Raw genomic sequence first — 17,304 nt, 5'->3', positions numbered from 1 at the left:
TACCTCACACAATGCCAGTGGCGTAGAAAGTGCCAATCACAACAAAGACCGCCAGGGTCTTGATCAGCGTAATACAGAAAATGTCCTTGTAGGCTTCGCGGTGCGTCAGCCCGGTCACCGCCAGCAGGGTGATCACCGCGCCGTTGTGCGGCAGGGTGTCCATGCCGCCGCTGGCCATGGCGGCCACGCGGTGCATCACTTCCAGCGGAATGTTCGCCGCGTTGGCGGCTGCGATGAATTGCTCGGACATCGCCGCCAGGGCGATGCTCATGCCGCCCGACGCCGAGCCGGTGATGCCGGCCAGCAAGGTCACGGTAACGGCTTCGTTGACCAGTGGATTAGGGATTTGCTTGAGCCAGTCGGCCAGCACCAGGAACCCCGGCAGCGAGGCGATGACCGCGCCAAAACCGTATTCCGAGGCGGTGTTCATCGCCGCCAGCAAAGCGCCGCTGACCGCACTTTTGCTGCCTTCGGCGAGTTTGCTGCGGATCGCCTTGAAGCCGAATGCCAGAACCATGAGGATGCCGATCAACAGCGCCGCCTGCACCGCCCAGATGGCCGTGAGTTTGGCAATGTCGGTGGTGACCGGGGTGGCCATGCCGGGCAGCGCGAGGCTGTGGGTCTTGCCATACCACTGCGGAATCCACTGGGTGAACAGCAGGTTCATGATGCCCACCGCCAGCAACGGCGACAGGGCGATCCACGGGTTAGGCAGCTTGATGTCTTCAGCGGTTTCCGGCTCGTTACGCAGCTCGGTGCCGTAGCCTTCGCCGGCCAGTTGCGCTTTGTTGCGCTGACGCTGGAGGAACAGCATGCCGGCGCAGACCACGAAGATCGATCCGATCACCCCCAGCCACGGTGCAGCCCACGCGGTAGTGTTGAAGAAAGTGCTGGGGATGATGTTCTGGATCTGCGGAGTGCCGGGCAGGGCATCCATGGTGAACGAGAACGCGCCGAGGGCGATGGTCGCCGGGATCAGGCGCTTGGGAATGTTGCTCTGGCGGAACATCTCGGCGGCAAACGGGTAAACCGCGAACACCACCACAAACAGCGACACGCCGCCGTAGGTGAGCAGGGCGCAGACCAGCACGATCACCAGCATGGCCTGGCGAGTGCCGAGCAGCTTGATCGCGGCGGCCACAATCGAGCGCGAGAAGCCGGACAGCTCGATCAGCTTGCCGAACACCGCACCGAGCAGGAACACTGGGAAATACAGTTTGATGAAACCGACCATTTTGTCCATGAACACCCCGGTAAACGCAGGGGCGACAGCGGACGGATCGGTGAGCAAGACAGCGCCGAGGGCGGCGATGGGGGCGAAGAGGATAACGCTATAGCCACGGTAAGCAGCGAGCATCAGCAGCGCAAGGGCCGCCAAGGCAATGATCACACTCATGGTGTGTCTCCTGGAGATTGTTATTTTTGTGGTGAAACGGTGTAGGAAGGGGCTATAGCGAGGATCGTGCCATCGTCATAAGGCTTTGAAATATATGGGTTTATCGGGTTTTTTAGGGTGGATGGGTTGCGGGTTGTCTCTTTTATGAGACTGTTGCCGATGCTGATGGCCTCTTCGGGAGCAGGCTCGCTCCCACATTTGAGCGAATTCATCTGTGGGAGCGAGCCTTCTCGCGAAGCTTTTGCTTTGTCTTCCGCTAGAGACTCATGTCTCTTTATTGAGACTCGGCAATCCCCAACGCCACCATCTTCTTATACAAAGTTGACCGCCCAAGCCCCAGCCGCGCCGCTGCCTGCGGGACTTTGCCCGCGCATTGCGCCAAGGCATTCTCGATCAACTGTCGATCAAACCGTTCCCGCGCCTGGCTGAATGTTTCCTCGGGTAGCGGTTCGACGTTCAGTCCCCGTTGCACCGGCGTGAAGGTGCCAATCGCCGCGCGCATCTCGCTGGCGGTGAGGATCAGGTCATCGCTGAGCAGCGCTGCCCGCTCCAGCACATTGCGCAGCTCGCGGATATTGCCCGGCCAGGCGTGCTGTCTGAGCAGGTCCAAGGCTTCGCGATCCAGTTCGTGCTGGCTGCGCAGTTCTTCAAGGATGGCTTCGCTGAGCGCGGGCACATCGTCGAGGCGGTCGCGCAGCGGGGGAACGTGGATTGGCAGGACGTTGAGGCGGTAATACAAATCGGCGCGGAATTCACCGCGTTTGATCGCTGCTTCCAGGTCAGTGGACGTGGCGGCGATTACCCGCACATCGCTCTGCAACATTTCGTTGGAGCCGACCGGTTCGTATTCTTTTTCCTGCAACACCCTCAGCAATTTGCTTTGCAGCGGCAATGGCATGTCGCCGATTTCATCGAGAAACAAGGTGCCGCCCTGGGCGATCTGCAACTTGCCGGGGCGGGCCTTGCGATCAGCGCCAGTGAAAGCGCCTGGCGCGGTGCCGAAGAATTCCGCTTCAAGCAACGCTTCCGGAATCGCCGCGCTATTGATGCTGACAAAAGCTTTATGCGCCCGTGGCGAGGCGCCGTGGATGGCTTGGGCCAACAGCTCTTTGCCGGTGCCGGTTTCACCCAGCAGCAGCACCGGAGATTCAGCACTGGCGCTGCGCCGGGCACGGCGTTTGACTTCGAGGCTGGCGGCGCTGGTGCCGATAAAGTGCGCAAAGTTGTACTTGCTCTGCCGCGCCCGCAGCAGCGAGCGGGTCGAGGCCAGTTCCTGCTGCATGCTCTGGTAGCGCTTGAGCATCGGCGACAGGCTGCGCAACTCGTCGAACAGCGCGAAACCGATGGCGCCGATCACCTCGCCGGCATCGTCGTGGATCGGCAAGCGCATCACCACCAGTGGCTCTTTCGGTGTGTCCTGCATGTCCAGCAGAATCGGCCGCCCGGTGCGCACCACTTCGCGCAGCAGGCTGCCAGGGATCACGCTTTCGCAAGCCTTGCCGATCGCCCCGGCGGCGGATTCCAGGCCAAAGCGCCGGGCGTAACGCTCGTTCATCCAGACGATATTGGCGTCACGGTCGACAATCACCGTGCCCTCGCTGGACTGCTCGATGATTTCGAACAGCGAGCGGATCGCCAGCAACCGGACGCGTTGGTAATCCTTGAGGCTATCGGGGGTGGTCATCTTGGGGTTGATCCGAAAGGTGTGGTGCCTGGGCGGGCCTCATCGCGGGCAAGCCCGCTCCCACAGGGGGCTTGTGAACACTGAAAATCCCTTGTGGGAGCGAGCCTGCTTGAAGATAGCGACTCGATTCCGCGTGTGGCGCAGATTATGCCCCGCCCGGATGGGCCGCCGCCAACAGCTCCTTGGTGTACGGGTGCTGCGGCGAATCGAACACGTCATGGCTGGCGCCGCTTTCGACCACTTGGCCGTCCTTGATCACGATCAGGTCGTGGGCCAGGGCTCGCACCACCGCCAGGTCGTGACTGATAAACAAGTAGGTCAGGCCATGTTTTTCCTGGAGCTGGCGCAGCAGGGCGACCACTTGTTTTTGCACGGTGCGATCGAGGGCCGAGGTCGGTTCGTCGAGCAGGATCAGCGCCGGTTTCAACACCAGGGCGCGAGCAATTGCGATGCGCTGGCGCTGGCCGCCGGAAAACTCGTGCGGATAGCGGTGACGGCTGGCCGGGTCGAGGCCGACTTCTTCAAGCACGCGGATGACCTTGGCTTCGCACTCAGTCGGGTTGGAGTGGCTGTGCACTTCCAGCCCTTCGCTGATGATCTGCTGCACCGACATCCGGGGGCTGAGGCTGCCAAACGGGTCTTGGAACACCACCTGCATCTGCTTGCGCCACGGTCGCAGTTGTTTCTGCGTAAGGCTGTCGAGGGCTTCGCCGTTGAAGCGGATGCTGCCTTCGGAATCCAGCAGGCGCAGGATCGCCTGGCCGAGGGTCGACTTGCCCGAGCCGGACTCGCCGACAATGCCCAGAGTCTTGCCGCGCTGCAGGTTGAGGCTGATGCCATCGACGGCGGTCAAGTAGCGCTTGCGCCGGAACAGCCCGCCGCCGAGGGGGAAGGTGACGCGCAGGTTATCCACTTGCAATACGTCTTCGCGCTCATCACGGGGCAGGGCCTCGCCCTCCGGCTCGGCGTTGAGCAGCACGCAGCTATAAGGGTGTTTTGGGTGTTCGAACAGGTCTTCACTATCGGCCTGTTCGACGATTTCCCCGGCCTTCATCACGCACACCCGTTGGGCGATGCTGCGCACCAGATTGAGGTCGTGGCTGATCAGCAGCAGCGACATGCCGAGGCGGTGTTGCAGGGATTTGAGCAACAGCAGGATTTTGCGCTGCACAGTGACGTCGAGGGCGGTGGTCGGCTCGTCGGCGATCAACAGGTCTGGCTCGCAGGCCAGGGCCATGGCAATCATCACCCGTTGCCGCTGGCCGCCGGATAACTGATGCGGATAGGCCTTGAGTCGCTCTTCCGGTTTCTTGATCCCCACCAGGTCGAGCAGCTCCAGAGTGCGCTTGCGCGCTGCTTTGCCGCCCAGGCCTTTGTGCAACAACAGGGTTTCGCCAATCTGCTTTTCAATGCTGTGCAGCGGATTGAGCGAGGTCATCGGCTCCTGGAAGATCATCGCGATGCGGTTGCCGCGCAGTTCGCGCAGGGTCTTGCTGTCCGCGCCCAGCAGCTCTTTGCCGCGATAGCGCACACTGCCGGTGCTCACCGTGCCGCATTCGGGTAGCAATTGCAGGATCGAATGCGCGGTCACCGATTTGCCCGAACCGGACTCGCCTACCAGGGCCAGGCATTCGCCGGGACGAATGTCCAGGCTCAGGTTGCGCACCACGGTCTGGCCATTGAAGGCCACGCTCAAGTCACGGATTTCGATGAGGTTCATGTCGTGGCTCCGTTCAAGCTCGAGGGTCGAAGGCGTCGCGCAACGCCTCGCCGATGAACACCAATAAAGAAAGAATCAGCGCCAGGGTGAAAAACGCCGTGAGGCCGAGCCACGGCGCTTGCAGGTTTTGCTTGCCCTGGCCAATCAACTCGCCCAGGGACGCACTGCCGGCGGGCATGCCGAAGCCAAGGAAGTCCAGCGCCGTCAACGTCGAAATCGCCCCGGTGAGGATGAATGGCAAATAGCTCAGGGTGGCGTTCATCGCGTTCGGCAGAATGTGCCGCACGATCACTTTGCGGTCAGTCAGGCCCAGGGCCCGCGCGGCTTTGACATATTCCAGGTTGCGTCCACGGAGGAACTCGGCGCGCACCACGTCCACCAGGGCCAGCCAGGAAAACAGCGCCATGATCCCCAGCAGCCACCAGAAGTTCGGCTCGACGAAACCCGACAGGATGATCAGCAGGTACAGCACCGGCAACCCGGACCAGACCTCTAGAATCCGCTGCCCGAGCAAATCGACCCAGCCACCGTAATAGCCCTGCAAGGCGCCGGCGGCGATGCCGATCAGCGCGCTGATAAATGTCAGGGCCAGGGCAAACAGGATCGAAACTCGGGCGCCGAAGATCACCCGGGCCGCGACGTCCCGCGCCTGGTCGTCGGTGCCCAGCCAATTGACGCTGCTGGGCGGGCTCGGCGCCGGTTTGTTCAAGTCGTAGTTTGGTGTGTCATCGCTGAACGGGATCGGCGGAAACAGCAGCCAGCCGCCGTCCTTGCGGATCAGTTGCTGCACGTAGTCGCTGCGGTAGTCAGCCTGGAACGGCAGTTGCCCGCCGAACTCCTGCTCGGTGTGGCGCTTGAGCGCCGGGAAATACCATTCGCCCTGATAGCTGACCATCAGCGGCTTGTCGTTGGCGATCAGTTCGCCACCCAGGGTCAGCAGGAACAGGCCGATAAACAACCACAGCGACCACCAGCCGCGACGGTTTTTCTTGAAGCGTTCGAAGCGGCGACGGCCCAACGGCGAGAGCTTGAGCATCAGGCGTTCCTCGCAGCGAAGTCGATACGCGGGTCGACCAGGGTGTAGCAGAGGTCACCCACCAGTTTTATCAGCAAGCCGAACAGGGTGAAGATGAACAGCGAGCCGAACACCACCGGATAGTCCCGGGAGACCGCGGCTTCGTAGCTCATGCGGCCCAAGCCATCGAGGGAGAAAATCACCTCGATCAGCAGCGAACCGGCGAAGAACACGCTGATGAATGCCTGGGGAATCCCGGATACCACCAGCAGCATCGCGTTGCGGAACACGTGCCCGTACAGCACCCGTCGCTCACTCAAACCCTTGGCCCGCGCGGTGACCACGTATTGCCGGGTGATCTCGTTGAGGAAGGAGTTTTTGGTCAGGATGGTCAGGGTGGCGAACCCGCCGATCACCAGCGCCGTGACCGGCAACACCAGGTGCCAGAAGTAGTCGGTGACCTTGCCCAAGGTCGACAGCGAATCGAAGTTGTCCGAGACCAGGCCGCGCACCGGAAACCAGTTCAGCGAGGTGCCGCCGGCGAAGACCACGATCAGGAACATCGCGAACAGGAACGCCGGCATCGCATAGCCAATGATGATCGCAGTACTGCTCCAGATATCGAAATGGCTACCGTGGTGCACCGCTTTGCGGATGCCCAGCGGGATCGAGACCAGGTAGGTGATCAACGTCGCCCACAAGCCGAGGGAAATGGTCACCGGCATTTTCTCGAGGATCAGGTCGGTGACCGTGGCACCACGGAAAAAGCTCTTGCCGAAGTCCAGCCGGGCGTAGCTGCTGAGCATCAGCCACAGGCGTTCCGGCGCCGGTTTGTCGAAGCCGTACTGTTTTTCGATGTCCTTGATCAGTTGCGGGTCGAGGCCGCGGCTGGCGCGCGAACTGCCGCCCGTGGACTCGCTGGAGCCACCGCCCACCGCACTGCCGCCAATCCCTTGCAGGTGCGCGATGGCCTGTTCCACCGGGCCGCCCGGCGCGGCTTGAACGATGACGAAGTTGACCAGCAGGATGATCACCAGGGTCGGAATGATCAGCAGCAAACGCCGCAGGATGTAAGTCCACATCAGTGTGGCCCTCCGGGGCTGCCGCGCTTGATCAGCTCGGAGGTCATTTGCTCGTTGGTCAGGGGCGTGCGGCTGACTTCCCACCAACTGTCGATGGCTTCGTCATTGGCGGCTTGCACGTTGGGAATGCCGAAGCGATTCCACCAGACAGTCGAGGTGCCCGGCGGGAAGTAATTGGGAATCCAGTAGTAATTCCATTGCAGCACGCGGTCCAGCGCGTGGGCGTAGCGCAGCATGTCAGCCTGGTTGTCGGCGTGAACCAGACCGTCGACCAGTTTGTCGACGGCGGGGTTTTTCAGCGACATGTAGTTGTTGGAACCGGGGTCGGTGGCGGCCGCCGAGCCAAAATAGTTGTACAGCTCGCTGCCCGGCGATGCAGTGACCGGGTAACCGGTGACGATCATGTCGTAGTCTCGGGACATCAAGCGATTGACATACTGCGAGGAGTCGATGCGACGAATGTTCAGGTCAATGCCGATTTGCTTGAGCGTGCGTTTGTACGGCAGCAGCAAGCGGTCCATGCCGTTCTGGCTGATCAGAAAGGTGAAGCTCAGTGGTTTACCGTCCGCGTTCACCAACTCATCGCCATGGGGTTTCCAGCCGGCTTGCTCGAGCAACTCCAGGGCTTGCAACTGCTTGTCGCGGATCAGGCCGCTGCCGTCAGTCTTTGGCGCCTGGAATACCTTATCGAAGACCTCGTCCGGAACCTGCCCGCGCAGGGGTTCGAGAATCTCCAGCTCGTCGGCGTCCGGCAGTTCCCGCGCGGCGAGGTCGGTGTTGGAGAAAAAGCTCTGCTGGCGGATGTACATGTCACGCATCATCTGCCGGTTGCTCCACTCGAAATCCCAGAGCATGGCCAGCGCCTGGCGCACGCGACGGTCGGTGAAGATCGGGTTTTGCAAGTTGAACACAAACCCTTGGGCCGGTTGTGGAGCGTCCTTGGCCAGGTGGGATTTGCGCAGGCGGCCGTCTTTCAGGGCCGGGCTGTCGTAGCCAATCGAGTAACCGGTGGCGGAGAACTCACGGTTGTAATCGTAGGCGCCACCGCGCAGCACCTGACGGGCGACGTCGGTGTCACCGAAATATTCGATGCTGAAATGATCAAAGTTGTACAGGCCACGGCTGACCGGCAGGTCCTTGCCCCACCAGGTCGGGTCGCGCTCGAAGGTGATGCTGCGCCCGGAGTCGACCTTGCCCACGCGGTAAGGTCCGCTGCCCAGCGGTGGCTCGTAACCGCCGCCATTGGCGAAATCGCGGTTTTTCCACCAGTGCTCGGGAAACACCGGCAATGTCGCGACGTCCAGCGGCAAGGTGCGGTTCTCGTTGCTCTTGAAGTCAAAGCGCACGGTGCGCGGCCCTTCAATGATAACGTCCTTGACGTCGGCAAATTGCGTGCGATAGCGCAGGCTGCCCTGGGTCATCAGCAGATTGAAGGTGTAACGCACGTCCTCGGCCGTGATCGGAGTGCCGTCGGCAAAACGCGCCTTGGGGTTCAGATTGAAGCGCAGGGACAAGCCATCCTCGGCGCGCTCCATGCTCTGCGCCACCAGGCCGTAAACGGTGTAGGGCTCGTCGAGCGAGCGCTGAGCCAGTGGCGAGTAGATCATGCCGTCGAGCTGGCTGACGCCGATACCTTTGTCTATATAAGGCAGCACGTGATCGAAGTGGCCGATCTCGATGGCCGAGCGGCGCATGCTGCCGCCCTTGGGCGCCCGCTGATTGGTGTAGTCGAAGTGACTGAAGCCGGCGGGGTATTTAGCCGGTTCGCCATACACAGTCATCGCATGTTGCGGTGCAGCGATCACACCAACGGCGCTTAGCAGCAGGGCCGCGGCAGTGAAAATCGAAAGAGGGAAAGCCAGTCGCATTGTCAGCCTTAAAAGCCGGGTGATCGAAACCACGATTTGTACGCTAGCCGCGCGTCGGTCGCCAGCCGTCTACGTCATCAAAACACAACGGCCCACCAGAAGAAGGCGGGCCGTTGCGTGAGAAATCGCGGAGAGATCAGTCCTGACGGCTGGTCACTTCCAGCAGGTGATAACCGAACTGGGTCTTGACCGGACCTTGCACCACGTTGATCGGTGCGCTGAATACCACGGTGTCGAACTCCTTGACCATTTGGCCCGGGCCGAAGGAACCGAGGTCGCCGCCCTGACGGCTGGACGGGCACGACGAATTGGCTTTGGCGACTTCGGCGAAGTCAGCACCGCCTTCGATCTGGGCCTTGAGTTCGTTGCACTTGTCTTCGCTGGAAACCAGGATGTGGCGGGCAGTGGCTTTAGGCATGGGAAAAACTCCATTGGTGTTGATTAAGGTGTCGAGCCTACCGGATTCAGTAGGCTATTTCCCGTCAAAGTTCCGTTTGAGGGGCGGCCGACGATCAAAGGCCGGCCATTTGCAGGCGTTCGGCGTGTTCTACATACAGGTTGACCGGGTCGACCTCTTTGCGCACCCGACCGGCGGTCTGATTCAGGGTGTCGAGGTGGTCGAGTGGGTAGTCGGAGCGGATGACCTTGCCCAAGTGCGAGCTGAAACGGCCGACCAGACCATCGTTTTGCTCCCGTTCCACCGTGAAATATCGCGACAGCGCGCGGCAGCATAAATGCATCGGGTCCAGCACGGCTTTGCCTTCGCGTAGCAGGCTGCCTTGCAGGGTTCCACTCCAGGAGTAGTAGCGCACGCCATTGACAAGTTCCGGACCTTCTGCGCCCCAAGTATCGGGCAACCCTTGAGGGTATTTGCCGTTGAACGCCTTGACGCCTTCGGTGGTGAGCGCCGTCAGAGCGGCGATGGCGTTTTGCGGCAGACCGGCGTGGCCACTCAGCAATGACAGCCATTCGGCAAACAAGGTGGCGACGGCGCTGGCCACTTGCTCGGACAGACGTCCGGGAATCAGCGCCTGGCGCAGGATGTCTGCCAGCTCCGAACCATGATTCGGGCCGCTGACCGAGGTCACCGACGCCACCTTCTTACTGGCCAAGGCCGCCGCGTAGCGGGAGGTCAAAGCGCCCTGGCTATGGCCGATCAGATTAACCCGGTCGGCGCCGGTGCCGCTGAGCACCCGATCGATTTGCTGCAGCAACTGCTCGCCGCGGGTTTCATTGCACTGCACCGCCGACAGATAAGGCACAAACACTTGCGCGCCAGCGTTATTAAGCGCCTGCCTGATGCCGTGGAAGTGTTCCTGGCTTCCGATGCGGTCGAAGCCGAACAAACCGTGAACCAGCAGGAGGGGGTATTGCGTTGTTGCATTCCGTTGCATGTCCTGACCTTTTTCAAAAGAGTTTGCGGGGGCCGCGACGTCACTCTAATGCAGGCTGCTGGTTGCGGGATGTCTGAAAAAACCACATTCCCAAGATGAAATATGAATATGTTTTGTACGAAAAGTCAGCGGGTCTGGCAGTCTTTCTCGGAACATTTTGACATCTCTCTCCAGGATTGCCGGCCAACGCTTGGGTTCTTCCTACTCGTTAAATACCCTTTGCCAAGTGGCTGTGTCGGGTTTGTCTGACAGCGCGAGCCACGGTGCTTACGCTTGAATAGGCGCTGCTCGACATGGCAATCCACGTTGGGGCAGCGTTGTTTTATCCAAGGACTGGAGCGTTTGAATGAACATGAATGAGTGCTGTGATCAACTGTGTGAAGAAGCTCACTGGGGTGGCCCTTGGGTCGATTTGCCAGCACCTGTGCTGGAACCGATGGTCGATGGCGTGCTCGATCCCGGCCTAAGCTTCGCGACGGTGCGGATCGCACCCTACGCGGGCATGGCCTGCGGTGATCGGCTGGTGATGTTCTGGGTGGGCTTGAACGATGAAGGTCAACGCTACCTTCATGAGGCAGAAGCATTCGTCAGCAGTGGCCAGGTCGACAAGGACGTGTTGTTCATCGTTGCGGCCGAGCACATCGATGCGATCGATGGCGGCTCGCTGGAGGTATTCTATTCGCTGGACAGCGCCTCGCGGGTCATCCCGGTGGATTCCGAACGATTGTGTATCGACGTCGGTGATGTGCGGCGTGATCTGCTGCCCGCCCGAGTCGAGCGGACGGTCGGCTGCGCCCTCGATCCTCGGCGGGTGAATGAAGGCGTGCGGGTGACGGTAAGGCCTTATGCGCGAATGGCCTGCGGCGACAAGGTGTCATTCAGTTGGAAGGGGGCGACCACGGTGGCCAGTTTCACTGACACGCTGATCATCGAATCCTATTCAGTAGGGAGTGAGATTTCATTTTGGGTCGATGCCTCTTATATCGTGCCCAACCTCGGCGGCGAAGTGAGCTTCAGCTATGTGGTAGAGCAAATGGGCCTGCCGGCGCGCCGTTCTGAAACCGGCCAAGTGCTGATCGGTGCTCTGGAAAGGCAGGCGCTGCCGCTGGCTCGGGTGCTGGCCTCCGATGAAGGGCGGCTGGCCTTGATGGATGCGCAGGATGGCATCTCGATCGTGGTGGATGGCGGCGACATCGAAGCGGGGGAGATGGTTTATCTGAAATGCGACGGGCAATTCTTCAGCCATCGCGATGAACGGGAAGTCACTGAGAGCATGGTCGGCAAGCCGATGCGGTTTACTGTTCCGCTGAGTTTCTGGGAAGAGCACCAAGGCTTGCGCGTCGGTGTGTCCTATGTGATAGGGCGACTGGATGATGTGTCCCAGGCGTCTGACGTGGTTTACATCGAGGTGGACGCGCAGGAGGAGGTCGCTGCCGAGTAACCGCCATTGCGGTCTGCCCTTCCTTTGGTTCGGATGGGTAGACCGCCGGAATGGGCGCGCTCAGGCGAGTTGGATATTGGTTCGCTCACGCAACCGCTCGGCCGCTTCGCGCAGCAACGTCTCGGTGGACTCCCAACCCAGGCACCCATCGGTGATCGACACGCCGTACTGCAGAGAAGGGCTCAGCGGCTGGCAGCCTTCGAACAGATGGCTTTCGAGCATCATGCCGATCAGCGCGGTATTGCCTTGCAGGCGCTGCTCAAGCACGTCGTTGAACACGGCGGGTTGTCGCAGCGGGTTCTTGCTGCTGTTGGCGTGACTGCAATCGACCATGATGCGAGCCGGAATCTTCAGCTTTTCGAGGTCGGTCTGCACCTGCGCAACGCTCTGCCGGTCGAAGTTCGGACCACGGTGGCCGCCTCGCAGTACCAAATGAGTGTCGGGATTGCCGGGAGTCTGGATGATTGCCGGGTGACCCTGGCTGTCAACGCCGAAATGCCGGTGCGGATGCGCCGCCGAGCGCATGGCGTCACTGGCGACGGCAACACCGCCGTCGGTGCCGTTCTTGAAACCCACGGGCATGTTCAAGCCACTGGCCATTTCCCGGTGAATCTGCGATTCGGTGGTCCGGGCGCCAATCGCGACCCAACTCAGTAAATCGTCGAAGTAACCGGCGGCCATGGGTTGCAACAACTCGGTGGCAATCGGCAGGCCCAAGCGCAGCATTTCCCGCATCAGCTCACGTGACAGCGTCAGGCCTGTGGCCATGTCATCACTGCCGTCGAGGTGCGGATCGTACGCCAGACCTTTCCAGCCCACGGTGGTGCGGGGCTTTTCGACATAAGCGCGCATCACCAGCAGCATTTGATCGCTGACGTCGGCGGCGAGGCGGGCCAGGTGGGTGGCGTATTCGAGGGCGGATTGCGAGTCATGGATGGAGCAGGGACCGACAACCACCAGCAGACGGGAGTCTTCACCGTCGAGAATGGCGCGAACCCCTTGGCGGTGGGCGGCCACTTGCTGGGCGAGGGCAGTGGTGAGCGGCAATTGCTGCTTGAGCTGCAAGGAGCTGGGCAGACGCAAGGTCAGCGCTTCATTGGCAGGGCTGAGCGTGGACAGTGGCAGAGCGGAGACGGACGAGTTCATATTCAGGATTCCTGGGCGGACGGCGCGTTATTCCCGCGCATGCGGCCCTACTGGGGTGTTCGACAATTGGCCGGGTTGGCTGCGTGTGTGTGCTTGCCACAATGGGGTGACCGATCGGAGGCGGCAGGCTGTCCCGAGCGGAGGCTGGTAAATCGCCAAGCGGTAAAACTGTCGTAACGGTAATAAGTGGCGTAGTTCATGGCGTGAATCCTCTGAATGTCTGGTCTTGCAAAAATGATAAGGCTGAAAAAACAAAACCCCCGGTCGGGAGGCCGACCGGGGGTTGAGAATTCTCTGGTGGCGACCCGTTTGAAGTGGGCGCCTTGGGGGTATCAGGCGCGCCAGTGGCTAAACCAATACCCAAAATAAAAGCTGACGGGAGCAATCGCGTTGTTCGCCCGTGCAGCCGCAACCGAGCGCGGAGCGCTGGCGGTATGAAGCTGAGAAGGGGCGTTCAACATGGCGTTTCTCCGGTGGAATGCGTGGAGCTTACTCGAGCCCGGCGGGTCGATTCAATCAGTAATTGCTATCGCGGATGAAGGAGATGGACTATAGCTCCAGCCCAGGCAGCACAATCACGCAGGTTGCCCGGTTCCCATCGCGCCACGCACGTGAACGGAGACTCACACAGTTGGAAGCCGCTTTTCAGTTACGCCCGGCAATGGCGCATGATATGGAGTTCGCTCGAAACCTGACGCGCGACAACATGCTGCGCTATTACATTGAGTACGATCTACTATGGCTGGACGAAGCATTCGATCAGGCATGGTCGGGCAGAGAGAACTGGATCATTCTGCGGAGCGACGCCCGCTTGGGTTTTTGCAGCCTCAGTCGCGACGCCAAAGCAGTCTATATTCGTGAGCTGCAAGTCCAAGAGCAGTACCGCGGGCAGGGCGCGGGCGCCTGGGTGATCGAGGCGGTCGTGGCCCGGACCTGCGAGCTTCGGCGGTCAGCCTTGCGCCTGACGGTGTTTAAAAACAACCCGGCCCAGGCGCTGTACCGTCGCTCGGGGTTCGTGGTGGTGGGCGATGATGACTGCTTCTTGATGATGCAGCGTGAGGCTGGCCGGTCATAGCGCTGAAAGCCACGCAGAGCAAGCGCTGAATGATGTATCCAAACTTTATATTCGCGGCTTGCCGCTAGGTCTGCCAGTTGCTTTTTGCTAAGGTGTCCGGCAACCCAATAAGACTTAATCGCGAGGTGTCTGCTTGATTAGGGTGCTAGTAGTCGATGACCATGATCTCGTTCGTACAGGTATTACACGAATGCTGGCTGACATCGATGGCCTGCAAGTAGTCGGCCAGGCTGAGTCCGGGGAAGAATCCCTGCTCAAGGCCCGCGAGTTGAAGCCGGACGTGGTCCTGATGGACGTGAAAATGCCTGGCATCGGCGGTCTTGAAGCCACGCGCAAGCTGTTGCGCAGTCACCCTGATATCAAGGTTGTCGCCGTGACCGTGTGCGAGGAGGACCCGTTCCCAACGCGGCTGCTCCAGGCAGGCGCCGCCGGCTACCTGACCAAAGGCGCCGGTTTGGCGGAGATGGTCCAGGCGATTCGCCTGGTGTTCGCCGGCCAGCGCTACATCAGCCCGCAGATTGCCCAGCAATTGGCGATCAAATCGTTCCAGCCGACCAATGACTCGCCGTTCGACGCGTTGTCCGAGCGTGAGATCCAGATCGCCCTGATGATCGTTGGCTGCCAGAAGGTCCAGATCATTTCCGATAAGTTGTGCCTGTCCCCGAAAACCGTGAACACCTACCGTTACCGCATCTTCGAAAAGCTTTCGATCAGCAGTGATGTCGAGTTGACGCTGTTGGCGGTTCGGCATGGCATGGTCGACGCCAGCCTCTGAACATGACCGAACCGTTTGATCCCAGTGCTTTCCTGTCGACCTGTAGCGGGCGCCCCGGCGTCTATCGGATGTTCGACAGCGACGCGCGCCTGTTATATGTCGGCAAAGCCAAGAATCTGAAGAAACGCCTGGCCAGCTACTTTCGCAAAACCGGCCTGGCGCCCAAGACCGCAGCGTTGGTGGGGCATATTGCCCAGGTCGAGACGACCATCACCGCCAACGAAACCGAAGCGTTGTTGCTTGAGCAGACGCTGATCAAGGAATGGCGTCCGCCGTACAACATTCTGCTGCGCGACGATAAATCCTACCCATATGTATTTTTGTCCGACGGCGCCTTCCCGCGGCTGAGCATCCATCGCGGGGCGAAAAAGGCCAAGGGCAAGTATTTCGGTCCATACCCGAGCGCCGGTGCGATCCGCGAAAGCCTGAGCTTGTTGCAGAAGACTTTTTTCGTCCGTCAGTGCGAAGACAGCTACTACAAAAACCGCACCCGGCCATGCCTGCAATATCAGATTAAACGCTGCAAGGCGCCGTGCGTGGGGCTGGTGGAGCCGCAGGTTTACGCCGAGGATGTGCGTCACTCGGTGATGTTCCTCGAGGGTCGCAGTAATGCCCTGACGGATGAACTGTCGGCCGGCATGGAAGAGGCCGCCATTAATCTTGAGTTCGAGCGCGCGGCTGAACTGCGCGATCAGATTTCCTTGCTGCGCCGGGTCCAGGACCAGCAGAGCATGGAAGGCGGCAGCGGCGATGTCGATGTGATCGCGGCATTCATCAACCCGGGCGGCGCCTGCGTGCACCTGATCAGCGTACGCGGCGGGCGAGTGCTCGGCAGCAAGAACTTCTTTCCTCAGGTCGGTATCGAGGAAGACGTGTCAGAAGTCATGGCCGCGTTCCTCGGCCAGTACTACATCACCAGCCCGGAGCGCGACCTGCCGAGTGAGCTGATCGTCAACGTGGTCCATGAAGATTTTCCAGCGTTGATCGAAGCCATCGACACCCTGCGTGGCCGCGAGCTGAGCATCAGCCACAAGGTGCGCGGTACGCGCGCGCGCTGGCAGCAGTTGGCGGTGACCAACGCCGAGCAGGCACTGGGTGCTCGCCTGGCCAATCGTCAACATGTCGCAGCGCGTTTCGATGCGTTGGCCGAAGTGCTCAATCTCGACGAGCCGCCGCAACGGCTGGAGTGCTACGACATCAGCCACTCCAGCGGCGAGGCGACCGTGGCGTCCTGTGTGGTATTCGGGCCCGAGGGGCCGATCAAGTCCGACTACCGGCGCTATAACATCGAAGGCGTCACGCCGGGGGATGATTACGCGGCCATGCACCAGGCTCTGACCCGGCGCTTCAGTAAACTGAAGGACGGCGAGGGCAAGTTGCCGGACATTTTGCTGGTGGACGGCGGCAAGGGGCAACTGTCCATGGCCCGCGATGTATTGAATGAACTGGCGGTCCCGGATTTGATCTTGCTCGGTGTCGCCAAGGGCGCCACGCGCAAAGCAGGCTTCGAAACGTTGTATCTGAATGATGCGGCGCACGAGTTCACGTTGAAAGGCGACTCGCCGGCATTGCATTTGATTCAGCAGATCCGCGACGAAGCTCACCGTTTCGCCATTACCGGGCACCGGGCCCGTCGCGGCAAAACACGGCGAACCTCAACCCTGGAAGGGGTTGCAGGGGTAGGACCAACCCGCCGTCGCGATTTGTTGAAACATTTTGGTGGATTGCAGGAGCTGTCTCGTGCCAGCATCGAAGAGATCGCCAAAGCACCCGGGATCAGTAAAAAGCTCGCTGAGTCGATTTATGCAAACCTACACAGCGAGTAGAATGCCAACTCACCTCGTAGCCAGTTGTGCCGATGAATATCCCTAATCTGATTACCGTTCTACGCGTCCTGCTTATTCCGATTTTCATTCTGCTGTTCTATTTGCCTTACCAGTGGAGTTACCTGGCTTCCAGTTCTGTGTTTGCCTTTGCCGCCGCCACCGACTGGCTGGACGGCTACCTGGCCCGTCGCCTGGAACAAAGCACGCCATTCGGGGCATTCCTTGACCCCGTGGCGGACAAACTGATGGTGGCGGTCGCGCTGGTGTTGCTGGTTCAAGAGCACGGCAATTTGTGGTTGACCTTGCCGGCGGCAGTCATCATTGGCCGCGAGATCGTGGTCTCGGCCCTGCGCGAATGGATGGCCGAACTCGGCGCCCGTGCCCATGTGGCGGTATCGAATCTGGGTAAATGGAAAACCGCCGCACAAATGCTCGCGCTGGTGATTCTGCTGGCCAACCCGTCGGACTTCACTTTCTGGGTGTTGTTGGGTTATGCCTTGCTGCTGATCTCTGCGGGCCTGACGTTGTGGTCGATGGTGCAGTATTTGCGTGCCGCCTGGCCGCATCTGAAGACTGATGTGCAGAAGAAATAAACTTTTTTGAATCAAAGGGTTGACGGAGCATTCCGATTCTATAGAATGCGCCACACCAAGACGCGGGAATAGCTCAGTTGGTAGAGCACGACCTTGCCAAGGTCGGGGTCGCGAGTTCGAGTCTCGTTTCCCGCTCCATATATTGATCTACAGGCATCCACTGACGTCTGTACGTCATTGAAAAAAAGAGGCTTCGGCCTCTTTTTTTCGTTCCAGCGAAATTTACTGAAAACCAACCCGGCCGCCCATTTATGTACATCAATGTGTACATCGAAATCGGGCATTTGGC

The 17,304-nt window shown here is 60.3% G+C and carries 14 protein-coding genes and 1 tRNA gene; 6 read left to right on the top strand and 9 right to left on the bottom strand.

Annotated features, from left to right (window positions below; translation table 11 throughout):
• Positions 1-4: 4 nt before the first annotated feature.
• The 8 genes from RG836_RS13905 to RG836_RS13870 all read right to left on the bottom strand — a co-directional run bounded on the left by RG836_RS13905 (position 5) and on the right by RG836_RS13870 (position 10,159).
• Complete coding sequence (locus RG836_RS13905) at positions 5-1,396, bottom strand: GntP family permease (RefSeq protein WP_310846291.1); 1,392 nt, start codon at positions 1,394-1,396, stop codon at positions 5-7.
• A 274-nt stretch (positions 1,397-1,670) separates the two neighbouring features.
• On the bottom strand, positions 1,671-3,080 hold the full coding sequence (locus tag RG836_RS13900) for a sigma-54 interaction domain-containing protein (RefSeq protein WP_310846288.1): 1,410 nt from the start codon (positions 3,078-3,080) through the stop codon (positions 1,671-1,673).
• Between the two features lie 145 nt (positions 3,081-3,225).
• Entirely contained in the window at positions 3,226-4,800 is a 1,575-nt protein-coding gene (locus tag RG836_RS13895) for an ABC transporter ATP-binding protein (protein ID WP_310846285.1), read from the bottom strand.
• Positions 4,801-4,813: 13 nt separating this feature from the next.
• Positions 4,814-5,836, bottom strand: coding sequence for an ABC transporter permease (locus tag RG836_RS13890; RefSeq protein ID WP_310846282.1), 1,023 nt, complete (start codon positions 5,834-5,836; stop codon positions 4,814-4,816).
• Positions 5,836-6,897, bottom strand: a complete 1,062-nt coding sequence (locus RG836_RS13885) for a microcin C ABC transporter permease YejB (protein WP_310846279.1) — start codon at positions 6,895-6,897, stop codon at positions 5,836-5,838. Before RG836_RS13885 ends, RG836_RS13890 begins: the two co-directional genes overlap by 1 nt.
• On the bottom strand, positions 6,897-8,765 hold the full coding sequence (locus RG836_RS13880) for an extracellular solute-binding protein (RefSeq protein ID WP_310846277.1): 1,869 nt from the start codon (positions 8,763-8,765) through the stop codon (positions 6,897-6,899). Before RG836_RS13880 ends, RG836_RS13885 begins: the two co-directional genes overlap by 1 nt.
• Before the next feature lie 136 nt (positions 8,766-8,901).
• Positions 8,902-9,183 (bottom strand): peptidylprolyl isomerase, encoded by a 282-nt coding sequence (locus tag RG836_RS13875; protein ID WP_310846274.1) that lies wholly within the window; start codon positions 9,181-9,183, stop codon positions 8,902-8,904.
• 94 nt (positions 9,184-9,277) lie between these two features.
• On the bottom strand, positions 9,278-10,159 hold the full coding sequence (locus RG836_RS13870) for an esterase/lipase family protein (protein ID WP_310846271.1): 882 nt from the start codon (positions 10,157-10,159) through the stop codon (positions 9,278-9,280).
• Between the two features lie 436 nt (positions 10,160-10,595).
• Here RG836_RS13870 and RG836_RS13865 point away from each other — a divergent pair, with 436 nt between their 5' ends.
• The gene (locus RG836_RS13865) at positions 10,596-11,600 is read left to right on the top strand and encodes a hypothetical protein (RefSeq protein ID WP_310846268.1); all 1,005 of its coding nucleotides are present in this window, start codon (positions 10,596-10,598) and stop codon (positions 11,598-11,600) included.
• 60 nt (positions 11,601-11,660) lie between these two features.
• Here the strand turns inward: RG836_RS13865 and RG836_RS13860 are convergent, their stop codons facing one another.
• Entirely contained in the window at positions 11,661-12,746 is a 1,086-nt protein-coding gene (locus RG836_RS13860; protein WP_310846265.1) for a 3-deoxy-7-phosphoheptulonate synthase, read from the bottom strand.
• Between the two features lie 661 nt (positions 12,747-13,407).
• On the opposite strand from RG836_RS13860, the gene RG836_RS13855 reads away from it, so the two are divergent.
• From RG836_RS13855 to RG836_RS13835, 5 genes are all read left to right on the top strand, one after another.
• Positions 13,408-13,821 carry a GNAT family N-acetyltransferase gene (locus RG836_RS13855; protein WP_310846544.1) on the top strand — a complete coding sequence of 138 codons (414 nt, stop codon included), beginning with the start codon at positions 13,408-13,410 and terminating at the stop codon, positions 13,819-13,821.
• 133 nt (positions 13,822-13,954) lie between these two features.
• The gene (gene gacA / locus RG836_RS13850) at positions 13,955-14,596 is read left to right on the top strand and encodes a response regulator transcription factor GacA (RefSeq protein WP_310846262.1); all 642 of its coding nucleotides are present in this window, start codon (positions 13,955-13,957) and stop codon (positions 14,594-14,596) included.
• 2 nt (positions 14,597-14,598) lie between these two features.
• A complete protein-coding gene (uvrC, locus tag RG836_RS13845; RefSeq protein ID WP_310846261.1) occupies positions 14,599-16,422 on the top strand; it encodes an excinuclease ABC subunit UvrC in 1,824 nt (607 codons plus the stop codon).
• A 32-nt stretch (positions 16,423-16,454) separates the two neighbouring features.
• Positions 16,455-17,015: a CDP-diacylglycerol--glycerol-3-phosphate 3-phosphatidyltransferase gene (gene pgsA / locus RG836_RS13840; RefSeq protein ID WP_310846258.1), complete on the top strand. Its 561-nt coding sequence runs from the start codon at positions 16,455-16,457 to the stop codon at positions 17,013-17,015.
• A gap of 62 nt (positions 17,016-17,077) precedes the next feature.
• Positions 17,078-17,153 (top strand) — tRNA-Gly (locus tag RG836_RS13835).
• Positions 17,154-17,304: the final 151 nt, after the last annotated feature.

Origin of the sequence: Pseudomonas rhizozeae (assembly GCF_031583775.1) — a bacterium.
In the GTDB taxonomy this organism is placed as follows: Bacteria; Pseudomonadota; Gammaproteobacteria; order Pseudomonadales; family Pseudomonadaceae; genus Aquipseudomonas.
This window is presented reverse-complemented; position numbering and strand designations above follow the sequence as displayed.